Annotated in this window: 13 protein-coding genes; 9 read left to right on the plus strand and 4 right to left on the minus strand. The window is 72.6% G+C overall.

The window, feature by feature from the left end; all coding sequences use genetic code 11:
* Positions 1-117: 117 nt before the first annotated feature.
* From ACWGN5_RS31865 to ACWGN5_RS31880, 4 genes are all read right to left on the minus strand, one after another.
* A complete protein-coding gene (locus ACWGN5_RS31865; RefSeq protein WP_453521664.1) occupies positions 118-2,496 on the minus strand; it encodes a transglutaminase family protein in 2,379 nt (792 codons plus the stop codon).
* Positions 2,493-3,848, minus strand: a complete 1,356-nt coding sequence (locus ACWGN5_RS31870; protein ID WP_453521665.1) for a DUF58 domain-containing protein — start codon at positions 3,846-3,848, stop codon at positions 2,493-2,495. The genes ACWGN5_RS31865 and ACWGN5_RS31870 overlap by 4 nt, the downstream gene beginning before the upstream one ends.
* Positions 3,848-4,867 (minus strand): AAA family ATPase, encoded by a 1,020-nt coding sequence (locus ACWGN5_RS31875; RefSeq protein ID WP_453521666.1) that lies wholly within the window; start codon positions 4,865-4,867, stop codon positions 3,848-3,850. Before ACWGN5_RS31875 ends, ACWGN5_RS31870 begins: the two co-directional genes overlap by 1 nt.
* 123 nt (positions 4,868-4,990) lie before the next feature.
* A complete protein-coding gene (locus tag ACWGN5_RS31880; RefSeq protein WP_453521668.1) occupies positions 4,991-5,593 on the minus strand; it encodes a beta-class carbonic anhydrase in 603 nt (200 codons plus the stop codon).
* A gap of 215 nt (positions 5,594-5,808) precedes the next feature.
* On the opposite strand from ACWGN5_RS31880, the gene rsmH reads away from it, so the two are divergent.
* Genes rsmH through murG form a run of 9 tightly spaced genes read left to right on the plus strand, consistent with a single transcriptional unit; the run spans position 5,809 to position 17,596 of the window.
* On the plus strand, positions 5,809-6,765 hold the full coding sequence (gene rsmH / locus ACWGN5_RS31885) for a 16S rRNA (cytosine(1402)-N(4))-methyltransferase RsmH (RefSeq protein WP_453521669.1): 957 nt from the start codon (positions 5,809-5,811) through the stop codon (positions 6,763-6,765).
* Positions 6,762-7,481 (plus strand): hypothetical protein, encoded by a 720-nt coding sequence (locus ACWGN5_RS31890; RefSeq protein ID WP_453521672.1) that lies wholly within the window; start codon positions 6,762-6,764, stop codon positions 7,479-7,481. Before rsmH ends, ACWGN5_RS31890 begins: the two co-directional genes overlap by 4 nt.
* A gap of 7 nt (positions 7,482-7,488) precedes the next feature.
* Entirely contained in the window at positions 7,489-9,501 is a 2,013-nt protein-coding gene (locus ACWGN5_RS31895) for a peptidoglycan D,D-transpeptidase FtsI family protein (protein WP_453521675.1), read from the plus strand.
* 16 nt (positions 9,502-9,517) lie between these two features.
* A complete protein-coding gene (locus tag ACWGN5_RS31900) occupies positions 9,518-11,191 on the plus strand; it encodes a UDP-N-acetylmuramoyl-L-alanyl-D-glutamate--2,6-diaminopimelate ligase (RefSeq protein WP_453521677.1) in 1,674 nt (557 codons plus the stop codon).
* Positions 11,192-11,195: 4 nt separating this feature from the next.
* Positions 11,196-12,620 carry a UDP-N-acetylmuramoyl-tripeptide--D-alanyl-D-alanine ligase gene (locus ACWGN5_RS31905; RefSeq protein ID WP_453521680.1) on the plus strand — a complete coding sequence of 475 codons (1,425 nt, stop codon included), beginning with the start codon at positions 11,196-11,198 and terminating at the stop codon, positions 12,618-12,620.
* Positions 12,617-13,687 (plus strand): phospho-N-acetylmuramoyl-pentapeptide-transferase, encoded by a 1,071-nt coding sequence (gene mraY, locus ACWGN5_RS31910; protein WP_453521682.1) that lies wholly within the window; start codon positions 12,617-12,619, stop codon positions 13,685-13,687. The genes ACWGN5_RS31905 and mraY overlap by 4 nt, the downstream gene beginning before the upstream one ends.
* Positions 13,669-15,108 (plus strand): UDP-N-acetylmuramoyl-L-alanine--D-glutamate ligase, encoded by a 1,440-nt coding sequence (gene murD / locus ACWGN5_RS31915; protein WP_453521684.1) that lies wholly within the window; start codon positions 13,669-13,671, stop codon positions 15,106-15,108. Before mraY ends, murD begins: the two co-directional genes overlap by 19 nt.
* 55 nt (positions 15,109-15,163) lie before the next feature.
* Positions 15,164-16,504 carry a putative lipid II flippase FtsW gene (ftsW, locus tag ACWGN5_RS31920; RefSeq protein WP_453521687.1) on the plus strand — a complete coding sequence of 447 codons (1,341 nt, stop codon included), beginning with the start codon at positions 15,164-15,166 and terminating at the stop codon, positions 16,502-16,504.
* Positions 16,505-16,510: 6 nt separating this feature from the next.
* The gene (gene murG / locus ACWGN5_RS31925; protein ID WP_453521690.1) at positions 16,511-17,596 is read left to right on the plus strand and encodes an undecaprenyldiphospho-muramoylpentapeptide beta-N-acetylglucosaminyltransferase; all 1,086 of its coding nucleotides are present in this window, start codon (positions 16,511-16,513) and stop codon (positions 17,594-17,596) included.
* Positions 17,597-17,618: the final 22 nt, after the last annotated feature.

The following is a 17,618-nucleotide window of genomic DNA, read 5'->3' on the forward strand; positions in this document are numbered from 1 at the left end:
GTGCGGGTTCAGGCTCGGGAGCCTCTGGCGCCGGCAAGGGCGCCGTTCCGTTGTGCCCACCCGTTCCGCCCCGGCGGAACGCATGCCCACAACGGCGGAAGCGTGCCCACAACGGGGTCAGCTTGCCTCGCGGCGGCGAAGGGCGGCTGTCGCTCGGGCTGTCATCGCGTGGCGGCGGGTCGTCCAGGTGGACCAGTGGGTCGACCAGGCCCAGCGGAGGCGGGTCGCCGAGCGCGGGGCCAGGAGGGCCCGCAGCCGGGCGACCCGGCCGGCGCCCGCGTGGAAGCCCGCACGGACCCGCCCCGCCTCGGAGGCCAGGCCGGCGACCGGCCGCGGCCGGGGCGCGTACAGCACCTCCTCCACCGCCCGCGCCACCCGGTGCACCGCGTCCGCGGACTCGCCCCGCAGCTCACCGAGGCGGACGATCCGCGCCGCCGACTTCCTCGGCGTCAGGGAGTCGTCCGGCTCGACCCCGTAGTCCCAGGCCGTGTCGTTGATCTCCTCCCAGACGGAGAGCGCGGCGCCGCCCGGGCCGAGCCGTCGCGCCCGTACCCGCGTCCGCCAGAAGAGGGGGAGGAGGGGGAGCGAGACGAGGACGAGGATCCCCAGGGTCAGGAGGAGGATCGTGCGGAGGTCGGGGCCCGAGTCGTCCGAGGACCCCCCGGCCGCCGCGGCGTCGGGACCGCAGTCGCCGAGCTTCTTCATCTGCGGGGTGCAGCTCTCCGGGGCGCTCGGCGCGGCGGACGGCTGCGCCGAGGCGCTCGGCTGCGGCTGAGCGGGCCCGGTGGCCGTGCCCGAGGGGGTGTTCTCCTGGGTGTACGAGGGGGTGGAGCCCCGCGAGGGGGTCGGCTCGAACCGCGTCCACCCGGCGCCCTCGAAGTACAGCTCGGGCCAGGCGTGCGCGTCCCGGATGCCGACCGAGACCGAACCGTCCGTCTGCGTCGTGCCCGGCATGAAGCCCACGGCCACCCGGGCCGGGATGCCGAGCGAGCGGGCCATCGCCGCCATCGAGAAGGAGAAGTGGACGCAGAAGCCCTCCTTGTCCTTCAGGAAGCGGGAGATCGCCTGGACCCCGGTGCCGGACTCCACGTCCACGTCGTAGCGGAAGCCGCCGTCCTGGGCGAACCAGTCCTGGAGCTTCACGGCCCGCTCGTAGTCGTTCCGCGCGCCCTTGGTGACGTTGAGGGCCGTCGCCCGCACGTCGGGCGGCAGCGTCGTCGGCACCTTGGTGTACTCGCGGCGCAGCTTCTCCGGGGCGGGCCGGGAGTCGGCCAGCTGCGCGGCCGTCGGCTGCACGTCCAGGCTGGACACCTGGTAGCGGGCGCCCTTGGTGGTCTGCTTGTCGTCGCCGACGAGCATCCGGCCGGCCGGCTCGTACCGCCAGCGTCCCTCGATGTCGACCCGGGCCGCCGGGTACGGCATGGGCAGCCACTTCTGCTCGTACGCCTCGGAGGCGACGAAGTTGCTGGTCACCTCGGTGATCCGGACGCTCTGGGCGAGGCCGTCCGGCCAGGGCAGCTGCTTGGGCACGTCCTCGATCGGGCGGACCGAGGACTTCCACGAGGTGCCGTCGAACTGGTCGAGGGCGACCAGCCGCAGGTACATCCCGTCGGTGTCACGGGCGTTGGTCCGGTAGCGCAGGACCTCCCGGTCCTCCGGCTGGCGCAGATTGTCCTGCAGGGAGACCAGCGGGTTGACCGCGGCGATCGTGCCGCCCTTGCCGGAGCCCCCGCCGCCCTCGCCGTTGCCGCCGAAGAGACCGCCGGAGAAGCCCGGCAGCGCGAACGGCGCCACCAGCGCGACGCCCATGGCGACCGCGCCGATCCGGCGGCCGGTGCGCGCCGGGGCGAAGGCGGGGCCGCCGGCGGCGACGGTGGAGCCGGGCCGGCCGGAGCGCTGGGCGCCGCCGAAGACCCGCCCCCACTGGGAGAGCCGGTCACGGCCCTCGGCGAGGAGCAGCAGCAGATAGCCGGAGGCCGCGAGGAGGAACCAGAGCCAGCCCGCGCCGCCGCCGGAGAGGCCTGCGGCCACCGAGTAGAGGGCGAGCAGCGGCAGGCCGGCCGGGGCCGCCTTGCGGAAGGTGACCGCGAGGGTGTCCACCAGGAGCCCGATCGCGACGACGCCGCCGACCAGCATGAGCCGGATGCCCTCGGTGTCGGGTGCGGGGATCGCGTACCGGCCGACGTCCTCGGCGCCCGCCCGGAACAGCTCGGCGGCGTGCGTGACGGCCTCGGGGCCCGGGACGAGCCACAGGAGGGCCTGCTCCCGGGCGAAGAACACGGTCAGCGCGAGGACCGCGGTGACGGTCTGCGCGAGCAGGGTCAGCGGCCGGGCCAGCGGTACCCGCCGGGCCAGTGTGCCGACCCCGCTCACCAGGGCGAGGACGAAGGCGGCCGTGAAGATCCAGGTCGCCGGCTTCACCAGGGGGAGCAGCGCCCCGGCGGCCATCAGGGTGGCGGCCCAGGAAGCGAGCGTCAGCCGTGCGCGGCCGCTCATGACCATCCTCCGTAGGTGTCGGCGGCGGCGGACTCCGGGCGCAGCCCGGCCGCCTGCTGCCACAGATCGGCGAGCGAGGCGCCGGCCGGTACGGCGAGCGCCGTCCAGCCCGCCTCGCGCAGCTGCCGGACCCGGTCCTCGACCGCTCCGGGGACGGCGCCGCCGGTGAGCCAGGTGCCGGAGTCCAGGACGAAGGCGACGGCCGCGCCGGCCCGTCCGCGCATCCGGGCGGCGAGGGCGGCCTGCTCCTCGTCGAGGTCGCCGAGGAAGGCGATGAGCAGTCCGTCGCCGCCGCCGCGCAGCACGTCGGAGGCGCGGGAGAGCCCGGCCCCCTCCGAGTGGTCGACGACCGCGAGGGTGTCCATCATCAGACCGGCCGCCTCGGCCGAGTCCTGTGCCGAGCCGGCGAAGCCCTCGGACCCCTCGCCGGGGATCGCGCTGCCGGTGTCGGTGAGCAGCCGGACCGCGTAGCCGCGCTCCAGCATGTGGACGAGCGCGGAGGCGGTGCCGGAGACGGCCCATTCGAAGGCCGAGTCGGGGCCCGCGCCCTGGAAGGCGATCCGGCGGGTGTCGAGGAGGACGGTGCAGCGGGCCCGCTGGGGGAGCTCCTCGCGGCGGACCATCAGCTCGCCGTAGCGGGCGGTGGAGCGCCAGTGGACCCGGCGCAGGTCGTCGCCGTGGCGGTAGGTGCGCGGGATGACGTCGTCGTCGCCGGCGAGGGCGAGGGAGCGCGACTGCCCGTCCCCGTACCCGCCGGCCTCGCCGAAGAGCTTCACGGGCGGGAGGGCCTCGGTGCGGGGCACGACGGTGAGGGTGTCGTACGCGCTGAACGAGCGGGTCAGCTCGCACATCCCGAAGGGGTCGTTGAGCCGCAGCTGGAGCGGGCCCAGCGGGAAGCGGCCGCGCAGGTCGGAGCGGACCCGGTAGGACACCTCGCGCCGGCCGCCCGCCTCGACCCGGTCGAGGACGAAGCGGGGGCGGGGCCCCAGCATGTACGGCACGTGGTCCTGGAGCATCAGGAGGCCGGTGGGGAGCTTGGAGACGTTCTCCATCCGCAGCTGGACCCGTGCCTCGGTGGAGGTCTCCACCCGCTGGGGGGTGAGCCGGCGGGAGGCGGCGACCCGGTAGCGGGTGCGGTGCAGCACGAGGACGCAGATCAGCGGGAGGGCGGCGAGCAGCAGCCCGACGCGCAGCAGATCGGCCTGGCCGAGGACGTACGCGCAGGCGGCGGCGGCCACCCCCGCGGCGAGGAAGGAACGGCCGCGGGTGGTGAGACCGCCGAAGGCGGCCCGCAGACCGCCCCGGTCGTCCTCGTCGCCCCGCGGTCCGTCCGGCACGGCGGCGCCACTCATCACAGCCGCCGGGCGCCGGGCTGCTGCTGGCCGTAGAGCGGTCCGGCGGGCGGGGCCGCCGCCGGGACGGGGGTGCGCTGGAGGATCTCCTGGACGACCTGCTCGGCGGTGCGGCGGTTCAGCTGGGCCTGCGCCGTCGGCAGCAGCCGGTGGGCGAGGACGGGCGCGGCGAGGGCCTGCAGGTCGTCCGGCAGGACGTACTCGCGGCCGCTGAGCGCCGCGGAGGCCTTGGCGGCCCGCAGCAGGTGGAGCGTGGCCCGGGGGGAGGCGCCGAGCCGCAGGTCGGGGTGGGTGCGGGTGGCGGCGACGATGTCCACCGCGTACCTGCGTACCGCGTCGGCGACGTGGACCCCGCGCACCGCCTCGATCAGCTTGAGGATGTCGTGGGCGTGGGCGACCGGCTGGAGGTCGTCCAGCGGGGAGACCGAGCCGTGCACGTCGAGCATCTGGAGCTCGGCCTCGGCGCTGGGGTAGCCGATGGAGACCCGGGCCATGAAGCGGTCGCGCTGGGCCTCGGGCAGCGGGTAGGTGCCCTCCATCTCGACCGGGTTCTGGGTGGCGACGACCATGAACGGGCTGGGCAGCTCGTACGTCTGGCCGTCGACCGTGACCTGGCGCTCCTCCATGGACTCCAGGAGCGCGGACTGGGTCTTCGGCGAGGCGCGGTTGATCTCGTCGCCGATCACGATCTGGGCGAAGATCGCGCCCGGCTTGAACTCGAAGTCCCGGCGCTGCTGGTCGAAGATCGACACGCCGGTGACGTCCGAGGGCAGCAGGTCGGGCGTGAACTGGATGCGGCGCACCGAGCAGTCGATGGACTTGGCCAGCGTCTTGGCCAGCATGGTCTTGCCGACGCCGGGGACATCCTCGATCAGGAGGTGCCCCTCGGCGAGCAGCACGGTCAGCGAAAGCCGTACGACCTCGGGCTTGCCCTCGATCACACTCTCCACCGATCGGCGGACTCGCTCCACAGTGGTGGTCAGATCAGCGAGGCTCGCTCGATCGTCATAGGTCGTCACCCCGGCCCTCCTCGGCCTTTCGGAACTGTCGTCCGAGCATTGTTGTTGCCGTGGCCGGGCCTGTCACTTGCATGCGGACAAGTGCGGGGGGAATGCCGGGGTTTGACCGTTTAAGTGGAGGGTTTAAGCCGGGTCGATCTCGCGCAGGAGGCCCGTCGTCACGTCGAAGACGAAGCCCCGGACGTCGTCGGAGTGCAGCAGGAAGGGGGAGGTCCGGACCCGCTGCATCGACTGGCGGACGTCCTGGTCGACGTCGCGGAAGGCCTCGACCGCCCAGGCGGGCCGCTGGCCGACCTCGTCCTCCAGCTCGTGCCGGAAGTCCTCGGTGAGCGATTCGAGACCGCAGTTCGTGTGGTGCACCAGCATCACGCTGCGGGTGCCGAGGGCACGCTGGCTGATGGTGAGCGAGCGGATCACGTCGTCGGTGACGACACCGCCCGCGTTGCGGATGGTGTGGCAGTCGCCGAGTTCCAGGCCGAGGGCCGCGTGCAGGTCGAGACGGGCGTCCATGCAGGCGACGACGGCGACGTGCAGCACGGGCCGCGCGTCCATTCCGGGGTCGGCGAAATCGGCGGCGTAGCGTTCGTTGGCCTCGACGAGACGGTCGGTGACCGTGGCGCCGGTGCGTATGGCGTCGGCAGAGGGGTGCGCGGAGGTCGACATGGTTCCGACGGTAATGGTCACGCCCCTTTCCGGCCCGCTGTGAGAGGGGACAAAGAACATCAATGAGTCTTGTTGTGAGCTAACCCACAGATGGGGCTCCCCGGGTTGAGCGACCCGCCAGTCGGTTGATTGACCGGCGGGTCCCGTGGACTAAAGTGACGCGGAGTTCACGGAGACAACGAGCGATTTTCCGCGGTTTCTCCCCCGTGTGTGCGGCGGTACCTACGGCTCGGCCTCTCCCGCGGTACGTGCCTCCGCGCCGGATCTGAGAGGGCGCATTGAGCAACGACCGACACGTCCCGGTGATGCTCCAGCGGTGCCTGGACATGTTGGCCCCTGCCCTGCAGCGCCCCGGCGCGGTCGTCGTCGACTGCACCCTGGGCCTCGGCGGCCACAGCGAGGCCCTCCTGCAGCAGTTCCCCGAGGCGCGGCTCGTCGCCCTCGACCGCGACAAGGAGGCCCTGCGGCTCTCCGGCGAGCGGCTCGCCCCGTACGGGGACCGGGCCACCCTCGTCCACGCCGTGTACGACGAGCTGCCCGAGGTCCTCGACCGGCTCGGCATCCCGAAGGTGGACGGCGTCCTCTTCGACCTGGGCGTCTCCTCCATGCAGCTGGACGAGGCCGACCGCGGCTTCGCCTACGCCCAGGACGCCCCGCTGGACATGCGCATGGACCAGACGACCGGCATCAGCGCGGCCGAGGTCCTCAACACCTACCCGCCGGGCGAGCTGGTCCGGATCCTGCGCGCGTACGGCGAGGAGAAGCAGGCCAAGCGGATCGTCTCCGCGATCGTGCGCGAGCGCGACAAGGAGCCCTTCAGCAACAGCGCCCGGCTCGTCGAGCTCATCCGCGACGCGCTGCCCCAGGCCGCCAAGCGCACCGGCGGCAACCCGGCCAAGCGGACCTTCCAGGCCCTGCGCATCGAGGTCAACCACGAGCTCGACAGCGTCGAGAAGGCCATCCCGGCGGCCGTGAAGGCCCTCGCCGTCGGCGGCCGGGTCGTCGTCCTCTCGTACCAGTCCCTGGAGGACCGGATCGTCAAGGGCGTCTTCGCGGCCGGCGCGGCGACCACCGCCCCGCCCGGGCTCCCGGTCGTCCCCGAGAAGTACCAGCCCCGCCTCAAGCTGCTCACCCGCGGCGCCGAGCTGCCCACGGAGGAGGAGGTCGCCGAGAACCGGCGCGCCGCCCCCGCCCGGCTCCGGGGCGTCGAGCGCATCCGGGAAGACGTCCTGTGAGCACGGCGAAGGGGCCCCTCAAAGGGCGGGCCGCGCGGCTCGGACGGCTCATGCCGTCGGGGCCCAGCTCGGCCGCCCGCACCCCCTTCGTCCTGCTCGTCTTCGTGCTGCTCGGCGGCGGGCTCATCTCCCTGCTCCTGCTGAACTCGGCCCTCAACCAGGGCTCCTTCAAGCTGAACGAGCTCAAGAACAAGACCACCGAACTCACCGACGAGGAGCAGGCGCTCCAGCGGGACGTCGACGACTACGCGGCCCCCGACGCCCTGGAGCGGCGGGCCCGCGAGCTCGGCATGGTCCCGGGCGGCAGCCCCGCCTTCCTCGGCCCGGACGGCAAGGTCCTCGGCGAGCCCTCGGTGGCGGTCGCCCCGAAGCCGACCCCGAAGCCCAGGCCGAAGCCGTCGGCGACCCCCGGGAGCACACCCGCCACAGGCGCCTCCGGCGCCCCCGCGTTCGAGAGCCGGGCCACCACAGGAACGGACCCGGCGAACCCCGGCACAGGTCCGACCAGCACCCTTCCCACCGGCGGGAGCCCCACCCGTTCGGGCCTCTCCGGCACCGGCCAGGCACGGACGGCGCCGGGGCCAGACGTCCAGGACCCCTCCGGCACCGGCCAGGCACGGACGGCGCCGGGGCCAGACGTCCAGGACCCCTCCGGGACCGGCCAGCCGGGGACAGAGCCCGCCGCCGCACCCACGCAACCGACTTCTGGCAGGTGACCGAGCAGTGCCCTCCAAGGAGCCCCCGCGCCGTGGCGTCCCCGGTCCCGCCCGGCCCGCGCGCCCCCGGCCCGCCTCCGCCGGAGCCCGCACGCCCGGAGCCCGCACACCGGGAGCCCGCACGCCCGGTGCCCGTCCGTCCCGCCCGGCGCCCCGCCCCGCGGGGAAGCGGCCCCCGGCCCGGCAGCCCCGCACGATCCGGCTCGGCAGCCCGCGGCCCCGGCTGCGGCTGATCTCCCTCGGGCTGACGCTCGTCATGCTGGTCTTCGTGGTGCGGCTGCTCCAGGTCCAGGCGGTGGACGCCTCCGCGTACGCGGCCAAGGCCGACAAGTACCGCTTCCAGGAGTACACGCTCTCCGCCGAGCGGGGCGAGATCACCGACCGCAACGGCATCGCGCTCGCCTCCAGCGTCGACGCGTACGACATCACCGCCGACCCCAAGCTCTTCACCCGCGAGGAGTCGAAGCTCGCCGACGCCCCCGAGCAGGCGGCCGCGCTCCTCGCCCCCATCCTCGGCAAGGAACCCGCCGAGCTCGCCAAGAAGCTCCGCACCCCCAAGTCGCGCTACACCCTGCTCGCCCGCAAGCAGACCCCGCAGGTCTGGAACCAGATCAAGGACCTCAAGAAGGTCTACGGGCAGAAGGCGCAGGCCGTCGGAGGCAACGGGATCAACCTCCTCGGCGGCATCCTCAGCGAGCCCAGCACCAAGCGCGTGTACCCGAACGGCGAGCTCGCCGCCGGGATACTCGGCTACGTGAACGCCGAGGGCAAGGGCGCCGGCGGCGTGGAGTCCATGCTCGACGCGGAACTCTCCGGCAAGGCCGGCAAGATCCGCTTCACCCAGTCCGGCGGCCGCCAGGTACCCACCGCGGGCTCCCAGGGCACCCCCGCCGTCCCCGGCTCCGACATCGAGCTGACCATCGACCGGGACATCCAGTGGGCCGCCCAGCAGGCCATCACCGAGCAGGTGAAGAAGTCCAAGGCCGACCGCGGCTACGTCGTCGTGCAGAACACGCGGACCGGCGAGGTCCTCGCCATGGCCAACGCCCCCGGCTTCGACCCCAACGACCTCTCCGCCGCCAACGCCGCCGCCATGGGCAACGCCGCCCTCCAGGACGCCTACGAGCCCGGCTCCACCAGCAAGGTCATGTCCATGGCCGCCGTCCTGGAGGAGGGCAAGGCGGCCCCCGACACCCACGTCACCGTCCCCAACCGGCTCCACCGCGGCGACCGGCTCTTCAAGGACGACATCGACCACATCACCTGGTACCTGACCCTCAACGGCGTCCTCGCCAAGTCCAGCAACATCGGCACCATCCTCGCCACCGGCCAGCTCGGCAAGGACCAGCCCGAGGCGAACCGGGTCCTCCACTCGTACCTGCGCAAGTTCGGCATCGGCAGCCCCACCGGCCTGAACTTCCCCGGCGAGACCCCCGGCATCCTCGCCAAGCCCCAGGACTGGTCCACCTCGCAGCAGTACACGATCCCCTTCGGCCAGGGCCTCTCCGTCAGCGCCATGCAGGCCGCCTCCGTCTACTCGACCATCGCCAACGGAGGCGTACGGATCGAACCGACCCTCGTGCGCGGCACGAAGGGCCCCGACGGGCGCTTCACGGCGGCCCCCGCGCCCAAGGAGTCCCGGGTCGTCAGCGAGAAGACCGCCAAGACCCTCGCGCAGATGCTGGAGTCCGTCGTCAAGGACCGGGAGGGCACCGGCACCAAGGCCGCCATCCCCGGCTACCGCGTCGCCGGCAAGACCGGCACCGCCAACCGCGTCGACCCCGAGCTCGGCGTCTACAAGGGCTACACCGCCTCCTTCGCAGGCTTCGCCCCCGCGGACGACCCGCAGATCACCGTCTACTGCGCCATCCAGAACCCCACCAAGGGCAGCTACTTCGGCGGCCAGATCTGCGGACCCATCTACAAGAAGGTCATGGAGTTCGCCCTCAAAACCCTCCACGTCGCGCCCACGGGCAGCGACCCCGCCCGACTGCCGGTCACCTTCGAACCCACCCCGTGACACTCCGGGAGCACCAGTGACAACGATCACCCCCCATTCCGGGAACCGGAAATCGAACTCCGGCGAGGCCCCGGGCTCTTTTGGCCCCGCACAGGGTGCGCCCGGTACGCTCACCGCCGTGCCACACGCTGATCAGTACCGAAACGCCCCACCCCGGCCGGAGCAGGCCCGCCCGACACCCCTGGGCGACCTGGCCGCGCAGCTCGGGACCGACATCCCCCGGGCCGTCGAGATCTCGGGCATCACGCACGACTCGCGAGCCGTGCGCCCCGGGGACCTGTACGCGGCCCTGCCCGGCGCCCGCACCCACGGCGCCGACTTCGTCGCCCAGGCCGCCGGACTCGGCGCCGCCGCGATCCTCACCGACCCGACGGGCGCCCAGCGTGCCGCCGCGACCGGCCTGCCGGTCCTCGTCGTGGAGAACCCGCGCGGCCGGATGGGCGAACTCGCCGCCAGGATCTACGGGCGCCCCGGCGAGGGCCTCCTCCAGATCGGCATCACCGGCACCTCCGGCAAGACCACCACCGCGTACCTCGTGGAAGGCGGCCTGCGCGGCTCCGGGCGGAAGACGGGCCTCGTCGGCACCGTCGAGATGCGGATCGGCGACGAACGCATCAAGTCCGAGCGCACCACCCCCGAGGCCACCGACCTGCAGGCGCTCTTCGCCGTCATGCGCGAGCGCGGCGTCGAAGCGGTCGCCATGGAGGTCTCCAGCCACGCCCTGGTGCTCGGCCGGGTCGACGGCTGCGTCTTCGACGTCGCCGTCTTCAACAACCTCAGCCCGGAGCACATGGAGTTCCACTCCGACATGGAGGACTACTTCCGGGCCAAGGCCGGGCTCTTCACGCCCGAGCGCAGCCGGCTGGGCGTGGTCAACCTCGACGACGCCTACGGCCGCAGGCTCGCCGGGGAGGCGACCGTCCCGGTCGTCACCTTCTCCGCCGAGGGCCGCCCCGAGGCCGACTGGCGCGCCGAGGATCTCGTCCTCGGCTCCCACGACTCGACGTTCACCGCCGTCGGCCCCGAGGGCGAGCGGATCTCCGCCACCGCCCCGCTGCCCGGCCCGTTCAACGTCGCCAACACCCTCGCCGCGATCGCCACCCTCGCCGCCGCGGGCCTCGACCCGAAGGCCGCCGCCGAGGGCGTCGCCGCCGTCCCCGGCGTCCCCGGCCGCCTGGAGCGGGTCGACGCCGGGCAGCCGTACCTCGCGGTCGTCGACTACGCGCACAAGACGGACGCCGTCGAATCGGTCCTGCGCTCCCTGCGCGAGGTCACCGAGGGCCGGCTGCACGTGGTCATCGGCTGCGGCGGCGACCGGGACACCACCAAACGCGGCCCGATGGGCGCCGCGGCCGCCCGGCTCGCCGACACCGCCGTCCTGACCTCCGACAACCCCCGCTCCGAGGACCCCCTGGTGATCCTCAGCGCGATGCTCGCCGGCGCCGCCGAGGTGCCGGCGGGGGAGCGCGGGAACGTCCTGGTCGAACCCGACCGGGCCGCCGCGATCGCCGCCGCCGTCGCCCGCGCGCGCCCCGGCGACACCGTCCTGGTCGCCGGCAAGGGCCACGAGCAGGGCCAGGAGATCGCCGGGGTCGTCCGCCCCTTCGACGACCGCGAGGTCCTGCGCGAGGCGATTCTCAGCCAGCAGAGCCAGCAGGACGCACACCGTCACGAGAACAGTCAGGGATGAAGCAGTGATCGCCCTCTCCCTCGCCGAGATCGCCGAAATCGTCGGCGGGCAGGCGCACGACATACCGGATCCGGCCGCCCGGGTCACCGGTCCCGTCGTCATCGACTCCCGCGAGGTGCGGGCCGGCAGCCTCTTCGCGGCCTTCGCCGGTGAGCACGTCGACGGCCACGACTACGCGGAGCGCGCCGTCGCGGCGGGAGCGGTGGCCGTGCTCGCCGCCCGCCCCGTCGGCGTCCCCGCCCTCGTCGTGGACGACGTCCAGGCCGCGCTGGGGGCCCTCGCCCGCGCGGTCGTGGAGCGGCTCGGCACCGATGTCGTCGCCCTCACCGGCTCGGCCGGCAAGACCTCCACGAAGGACCTGATCGCCCAGGTCCTCGACCGGCACGCACCCACCGTGTGGACGCCCGGCTCGCTCAACAACGAGATCGGCCTGCCGCTCACGGCGCTCCGCGCGAGCGACGAGACCCGGCACCTGGTCCTGGAGATGGGCGCCCGCGGCATCGGGCACATCCGCTACCTCACCGGCCTGACCCCGCCCCGCATCGGCCTCGTCCTGAACGTGGGCACCGCCCACATCGGCGAGTTCGGCGGCCGGGAGCAGATCGCCGAGGCCAAGGGCGAGCTCGTCGAGGCCCTGCCGGCCGCCGAGGACGGGGGAATCGCGGTCCTCAACGCCGACGACCCGCTCGTCCGCGCCATGGCGAGCCGCACCAAGGCCCGCGTGACCCTGTTCGGCGAAGCGGACGAAGCGGCCGTACGGGCCGAGAACGTCCGCCTCACAGAGAACGGACAGCCTTCTTTCAGGCTTCACACACCCACCGGGTGCAGTGACGTGACCTTGCGCCTGTACGGTGAGCACCACGTGTCGAACGCGCTCGCAGCGGCCGCCGTCGCGCACGAGCTGGGCATGCCCGTCGAAGAGATCGCCACCGCGCTCTCCGAGGCGGGCACCCTGTCGCGCTGGCGCATGGAGGTCACCGAGCGTCCGGACGGCGTGACGATCGTCAACGACGCCTACAACGCGAACCCCGAGTCCATGCGAGCCGCCCTGCGCGCGCTCGCGGCCATGGGCAGGGCCGCACAGGCCCGAGGGGCTCGTACGTGGGCGGTGCTCGGCAAGATGGCCGAGCTCGGTGACGCATCGCTCGTCGAGCACGACGCGGTCGGACGGCTCGCCGTCCGGCTCAACGTCAGCAAGCTCGTGGCGGTCGGGGAGAGGGAAGCTTCCTGGCTGCAACTGGGCGCATATAACGAGGGTTCGTGGGGTGAGGAGTCGGTGCACGTGTCCGACGCGCAGGCGGCTGTCGACCTGTTGCGCAGTGAGCTGCGCCCGGGGGACGTCGTCCTTGTGAAGGCTTCCAGGTCGGTCGGTCTCGAACAGGTCGCGCTGGCGCTCCTCGACACCGAGGGCGAGGTCACCGGCCGATGAGGCAGATCCTCTTCGCGGGGGCCATCGGGCTCTTCCTGACCCTGATCGGCACGCCGCTGCTGATCAAGCTCCTTGCCCGCAAGGGGTACGGGCAGTTCATCCGGGACGACGGCCCGCGCGGTCACGCCGGGAAGAAGGGCACGCCCACGATGGGCGGCATCTCCTTCATCCTGGCCACGCTCATCGCGTACGCGCTGGCCAAGGTCATCACCGGTGAGGACCCGACGTACTCGGGCGTCCTGGTGCTGTTCCTCATGGCCGGCATGGGCCTGGTCGGCTTCCTCGACGACTACATCAAGATCGTCAAGCAGCGTTCGCTCGGTCTGCGGGCGAAGGCGAAGATGGCCGGCCAGCTGATCGTCGGCATCGCCTTCGCCGTGCTCGCGCTGCAGTTCGCGGACGCGCGCGGGAACACCCCGGCCTCCGAGAAGCTCTCCTTCATCACGGACTTCGGCTGGGCCATCGGCCCGGTGCTCTTCGTGGTCTGGGCGCTCTTCATGATCCTGGCCATGTCCAACGGCGTGAACCTGACGGACGGCCTGGACGGTCTGGCCACCGGCGCCTCGGTGATGGTCTTCGGCGCGTACACCTTCATCGGGCTCTGGCAGTTCCAGGAGTCCTGCGCCAACGCGATCACGCTGACCAACCCCAACGCCTGCTTCGAGGTCCGCGACCCGCTCGACCTCGCGGTCGTCGCCTCCGCGCTGATGGGCGCCTGCTTCGGCTTCCTCTGGTGGAACACCTCGCCCGCCAAGATCTTCATGGGTGACACCGGCTCGCTCGCCCTCGGCGGCGCCCTCGCCGGTCTCGCCATCTGCTCCCGTACGGAGCTCCTGCTGGCCCTGCTCGGCGGCCTGTTCGTGCTGATCACGATGTCCGTGGTCATCCAGGTCGGCTCGTTCAAGCTGACCGGCAAGCGCGTCTTCCGGATGGCGCCCCTCCAGCACCACTTCGAACTCAAGGGGTGGTCCGAGGTCCTGGTCGTCGTCCGGTTCTGGATCATCCAGGGCATGTGCGTGATCGTGGGCCTGGGCCTCTTCTACGCGGGATGGGCATCGGAAAAGTGACAGAACAGCTCGACTGGAACGGCAAGAAGGTCACCGTCGCGGGGCTCGGGATCTCCGGCATCCCGGCCGCCCGCGTCCTGCACGCCCGCGGCGCGCTCGTGACCGTCGTCAACGACGGCGACGACGAGCGCTCCCGGGCGCAGGCCGCCGAGCTGGAGGCGGAGGGCATCACCGTCCGCCTCGGCGACGGGGCGACGCTGCCGGCCGGCACCGAGCTGATCGTCACCACCCCCGGCTGGCGGCCCGACAAGCCCCTCTTCACCGCCGCCGCCGAGGCGGGCGTGGAGGTGTGGGGCGACGTCGAGCTGGCCTGGCGGCTTCGCGGTCCGGACGCGGCCCCGTGGCTCGCGGTCACCGGCACCAACGGCAAGACCACGACCGTGCGGATGCTCGCCTCGATCCTGGAGGCGGCCGGTCTGCGGACCGCCGCCGTCGGGAACATCGGCGTCTCGCTCCTCGACGCCGTCCTCGGCGAGCAGGAGTACGACGTGCTCGCCGTCGAGCTCTCCAGCTACCAGCTGCACTGGGCGCCGTCCGTCCGCGCCCACTCGGCCGCCGTGCTCAACCTGGCGCCCGACCACCTCGACTGGCACGGCTCCATGGAGGCGTACGCCGCCGACAAGGGCCGCATCTACGAGGGCAACCGGATCGCCTGCGTCTACAACGTCGCAGACAAGGTCACCGAGGACCTGGTCCGCGAGGCCGACGTCGAGGAGGGCTGCCGCGCGATCGGCTTCACCCTCGGCACCCCCGGCCCCTCCCAGCTCGGCGTCGTCGAGGGCATCCTCGTCGACCGGGCCTTCGTCGAGAACCGGCAGAAGAACGCCCAGGAGCTCGCCGAGGTCGCCGACGTCCAGCCCCCGGCCCCGCACAACATCGCCAACGCCCTCGCCGCCGCCGCCCTCGCGCGCGCCTTCGGCGTCGAGGCCAAGGCCGTACGGGACGGCCTCAGGGCCTTCCGGCCCGACCCGCACCGCATCGAACTGGTCGAGGAGGTCCAGGGAGTCACGTACGTCGACGACTCCAAGGCCACCAACACCCACGCCGCGGAAGCCTCGTTGGCCGCTTATGACCCGATCGTCTGGATCGCCGGCGGCCTCGCCAAGGGGGCGGCCTTCGACGAGCTCGTCCAGCGGTCGGCGAAGCGCTTGCGCGGCGCCGTCCTGATCGGCGCCGACCGCGCCCTGATCCGCGAAGCCCTGGCGCGACACGCCCCGGAGGTCCCGGTGGTGGACCTCGACCGGACCGACACTGGGGCGATGTCCGAGGCGGTCCGCGAGGCGGCCCGGCTCGCCCGGCCGGGGGACACGGTCCTGCTCGCCCCGGCCTGCGCCTCGATGGACATGTTCACCAACTACAACAAGCGGGGCGAGGCCTTCGCGGACGCCGTCCGCGCCCTCGCCGCCACCGGGGACGCCTGACCCGACCAGCGGGAGGGTCCGGCCGGACCGGGCACGACCGGAGGGGACAGCGAGCATGCCGAGCAAGATCGCCGGGACACGCCGGCCCTCCGCCGCACGCGGCGGAGGGCGGGCCCCCGCGACCCCGCGGCGGGCGCGCGGCGGAGGCCCACGGGGGCTGTACGAGCGGCTCCGCAAGGCCTGGGACCGGCCCCTCACGGCGTACTACGTGATCATCGGCGCGGGGCTGCTCATCACCACGCTCGGCCTGGTGATGGTCTACTCCGCCTCGATGATCACGGCGCTCCGCTACGACCTGGTGCCCTCCTACTTCTTCCGGAAGCAGTTCATCGCCGCGCTCCTCGGCACCGGACTGCTCCTGGTCGCCTCCCGGATGCCGGTCAAGCTGCACCGGGCGCTCGCCTACCCGATCCTCGTCGGCGCGGTCTTCCTGATGGTCCTCGTGCAGATCCCCGGGATAGGGCACGCGGTCAACGGCAACCAGAACTGGATCTCCCTCGGCGGCCCCTTCCAGCTCCAGCCCAGCGAGTTCGGCAAGCTGGCGCTGATCCTGTGGGGGGCCGACCTGCTCGCCCGCAAGCAGGACATGCGGCTGCTGACCCAGTGGAAGCACATGCTGGTGCCGCTGGTGCCGGGCGCCTTCATGCTGCTCGGACTGATCATGCTCGGCGGCGACATGGGCACCTCGATCATCCTCGCGGCCATCCTCTTCGGCCTGCTGTGGACGGCCGGGGCGCCCACCCGGCTCTTCGTCGGCGTCCTCACGGTCGCCGGCGCGATCGGCGTGCTGCTGATCAAGACGAGCGACAACCGGATGAAGCGCTTCGACTGCATCGGAGCGACCGACCCCGGCGGCGAGGGAGCCCCCTGCCTGCAGGCGGCGCACGGAATCTATGCTCTGGCCTCGGGCGGATGGTTCGGTTCCGGACTCGGTGCGAGCGTCGAGAAATGGGGCCAACTCCCCGAAGCACACACCGACTTCATCTTCGCGGTCACCGGTGAGGAACTGGGTCTCGCGGGGACGCTGTCGGTACTCGCCCTGTTCGCGGCTCTAGGCTATGCGGGTATCCGCGTGGCCGGAGGCACGGAGGACCCCTTCGTGAGGTTCGCCGCGGGAGGTGTGACCACCTGGATCACGGCTCAGGCCGTGATCAACATCGGTGCGGTGCTCGGCCTGCTGCCGATCGCCGGTGTCCCGCTCCCGCTGTTCTCCTACGGAGGGTCGGCCCTGCTGCCGACCATGTTCGCCGTCGGGCTCCTCATCGCCTTCGCGCGACAGGAACCCGCCGCGAAAGCGGCCCTGGCCATGCGTCGCCCCGGCTGGGGCAAACGGGCCGGGAAGAGATGGAAGTCGATGCGACGGCGCGTCAAGAAGCGCCCGTCCGGAGAGCGGTGAATTTCGGTGCATGTCGTACTCGCCGGTGGGGGGACCGCCGGCCACATCGAGCCCGCGCTCGCCCTCGCGGACGCCCTGCGCAGGCAGGACCCCAGCGTGGGGATCACGGCGCTCGGCACGGAGAAGGGTCTGGAGACCCGGCTCGTGCCCGAGCGGGGCTACGAGTTGGCGCTCATCCCCGCCGTACCGCTGCCCCGCAAGCCCACCCCCGAGCTGATCACCGTCCCCGGGCGGCTGCGCGGCACGATCAAGGCGGCCGAGCAGGTCCTGGAGCGCACCAAGGCGGACTGCGTGGTCGGCTTCGGCGGCTATGTGGCCCTGCCCGGCTATCTCGCGGCCAAGCGCCTCGGGGTGCCCATCGTGGTCCACGAGGCCAACGCCCGGCCCGGCCTCGCCAACAAGATCGGTTCGCGGTACGCGGCCGGGGTCGCCGTCGCCACCCCGGACAGCAAGCTCCGCAACGCCCGTTACATCGGCATCCCGCTGCGGCACACCATCGCGACCCTCGACCGGGCGCGGGTGCGGCCCGAGGCGCGCGCCGCCTTCGGCCTCGACCCGAACCTGCCGACGCTGCTGGTCTCCGGCGGCTCCCAGGGCGCCCGCCGGCTCAACGAGGTGATCCAGCAGATCGCCCCGGTGCTCCAGCGCTCCGGCATCCAGATCCTGCACGCGGTCGGCCCGAAGAACGAGATGCCGCGCGTCGACAACATGCCCGGTATGCCGCCGTACGTGCCGGTACCGTACGTGGACCGGATGGATCTCGCGTACGCCGCGGCCGACATGATGCTCTGCCGCGCGGGCGCGATGACCGTCGCCGAGCTCTCCGCCGTCGGGCTGCCCGCCGCGTACGTCCCGCTGCCCATCGGCAACGGTGAACAGCGGCTCAACGCCCAGCCGGTGGTGAAGGCCGGCGGTGGACTCCTCGTCGACGACGCGGAGCTGACGCCGCAGTGGGTGCAGGGCAACGTCCTGCCCGTACTGGCCGATCCGCACCGGTTGTACGAGATGTCCCGTTCCGCCGCCGAGTTCGGCCGCCGGGACGCCGACGACCTGCTCGTCGGCATGGTGTACGAGGCGATCGCCGCCCGCTAGCAGAGGCAGCGGGGGACTGAGG

It is taken from the genome of Streptomyces sp. NPDC055815, assembly GCF_053616475.1.

Bases quoted from the DNA above. Each gene is read 5' to 3' on its own strand.
- ACWGN5_RS31865 (WP_453521664.1), bottom strand. From the start codon at position 2,496: ATGAGCGGCCGCGCACGGCTGACGCTCGCTTCCTGGGCCGCCACCCTG.
- ACWGN5_RS31870 (WP_453521665.1), bottom strand. From the start codon at position 3,848: ATGAGTGGCGCCGCCGTGCCGGACGGACCGCGGGGCGACGAGGACGAC.
- mraY (WP_453521682.1), top strand. From the start codon at position 12,617: ATGAGGCAGATCCTCTTCGCGGGGGCCATCGGGCTCTTCCTGACCCTG.
- murD (WP_453521684.1), top strand. From the start codon at position 13,669: ATGGGCATCGGAAAAGTGACAGAACAGCTCGACTGGAACGGCAAGAAG.
- ftsW (WP_453521687.1), top strand. From the start codon at position 15,164: ATGCCGAGCAAGATCGCCGGGACACGCCGGCCCTCCGCCGCACGCGGC.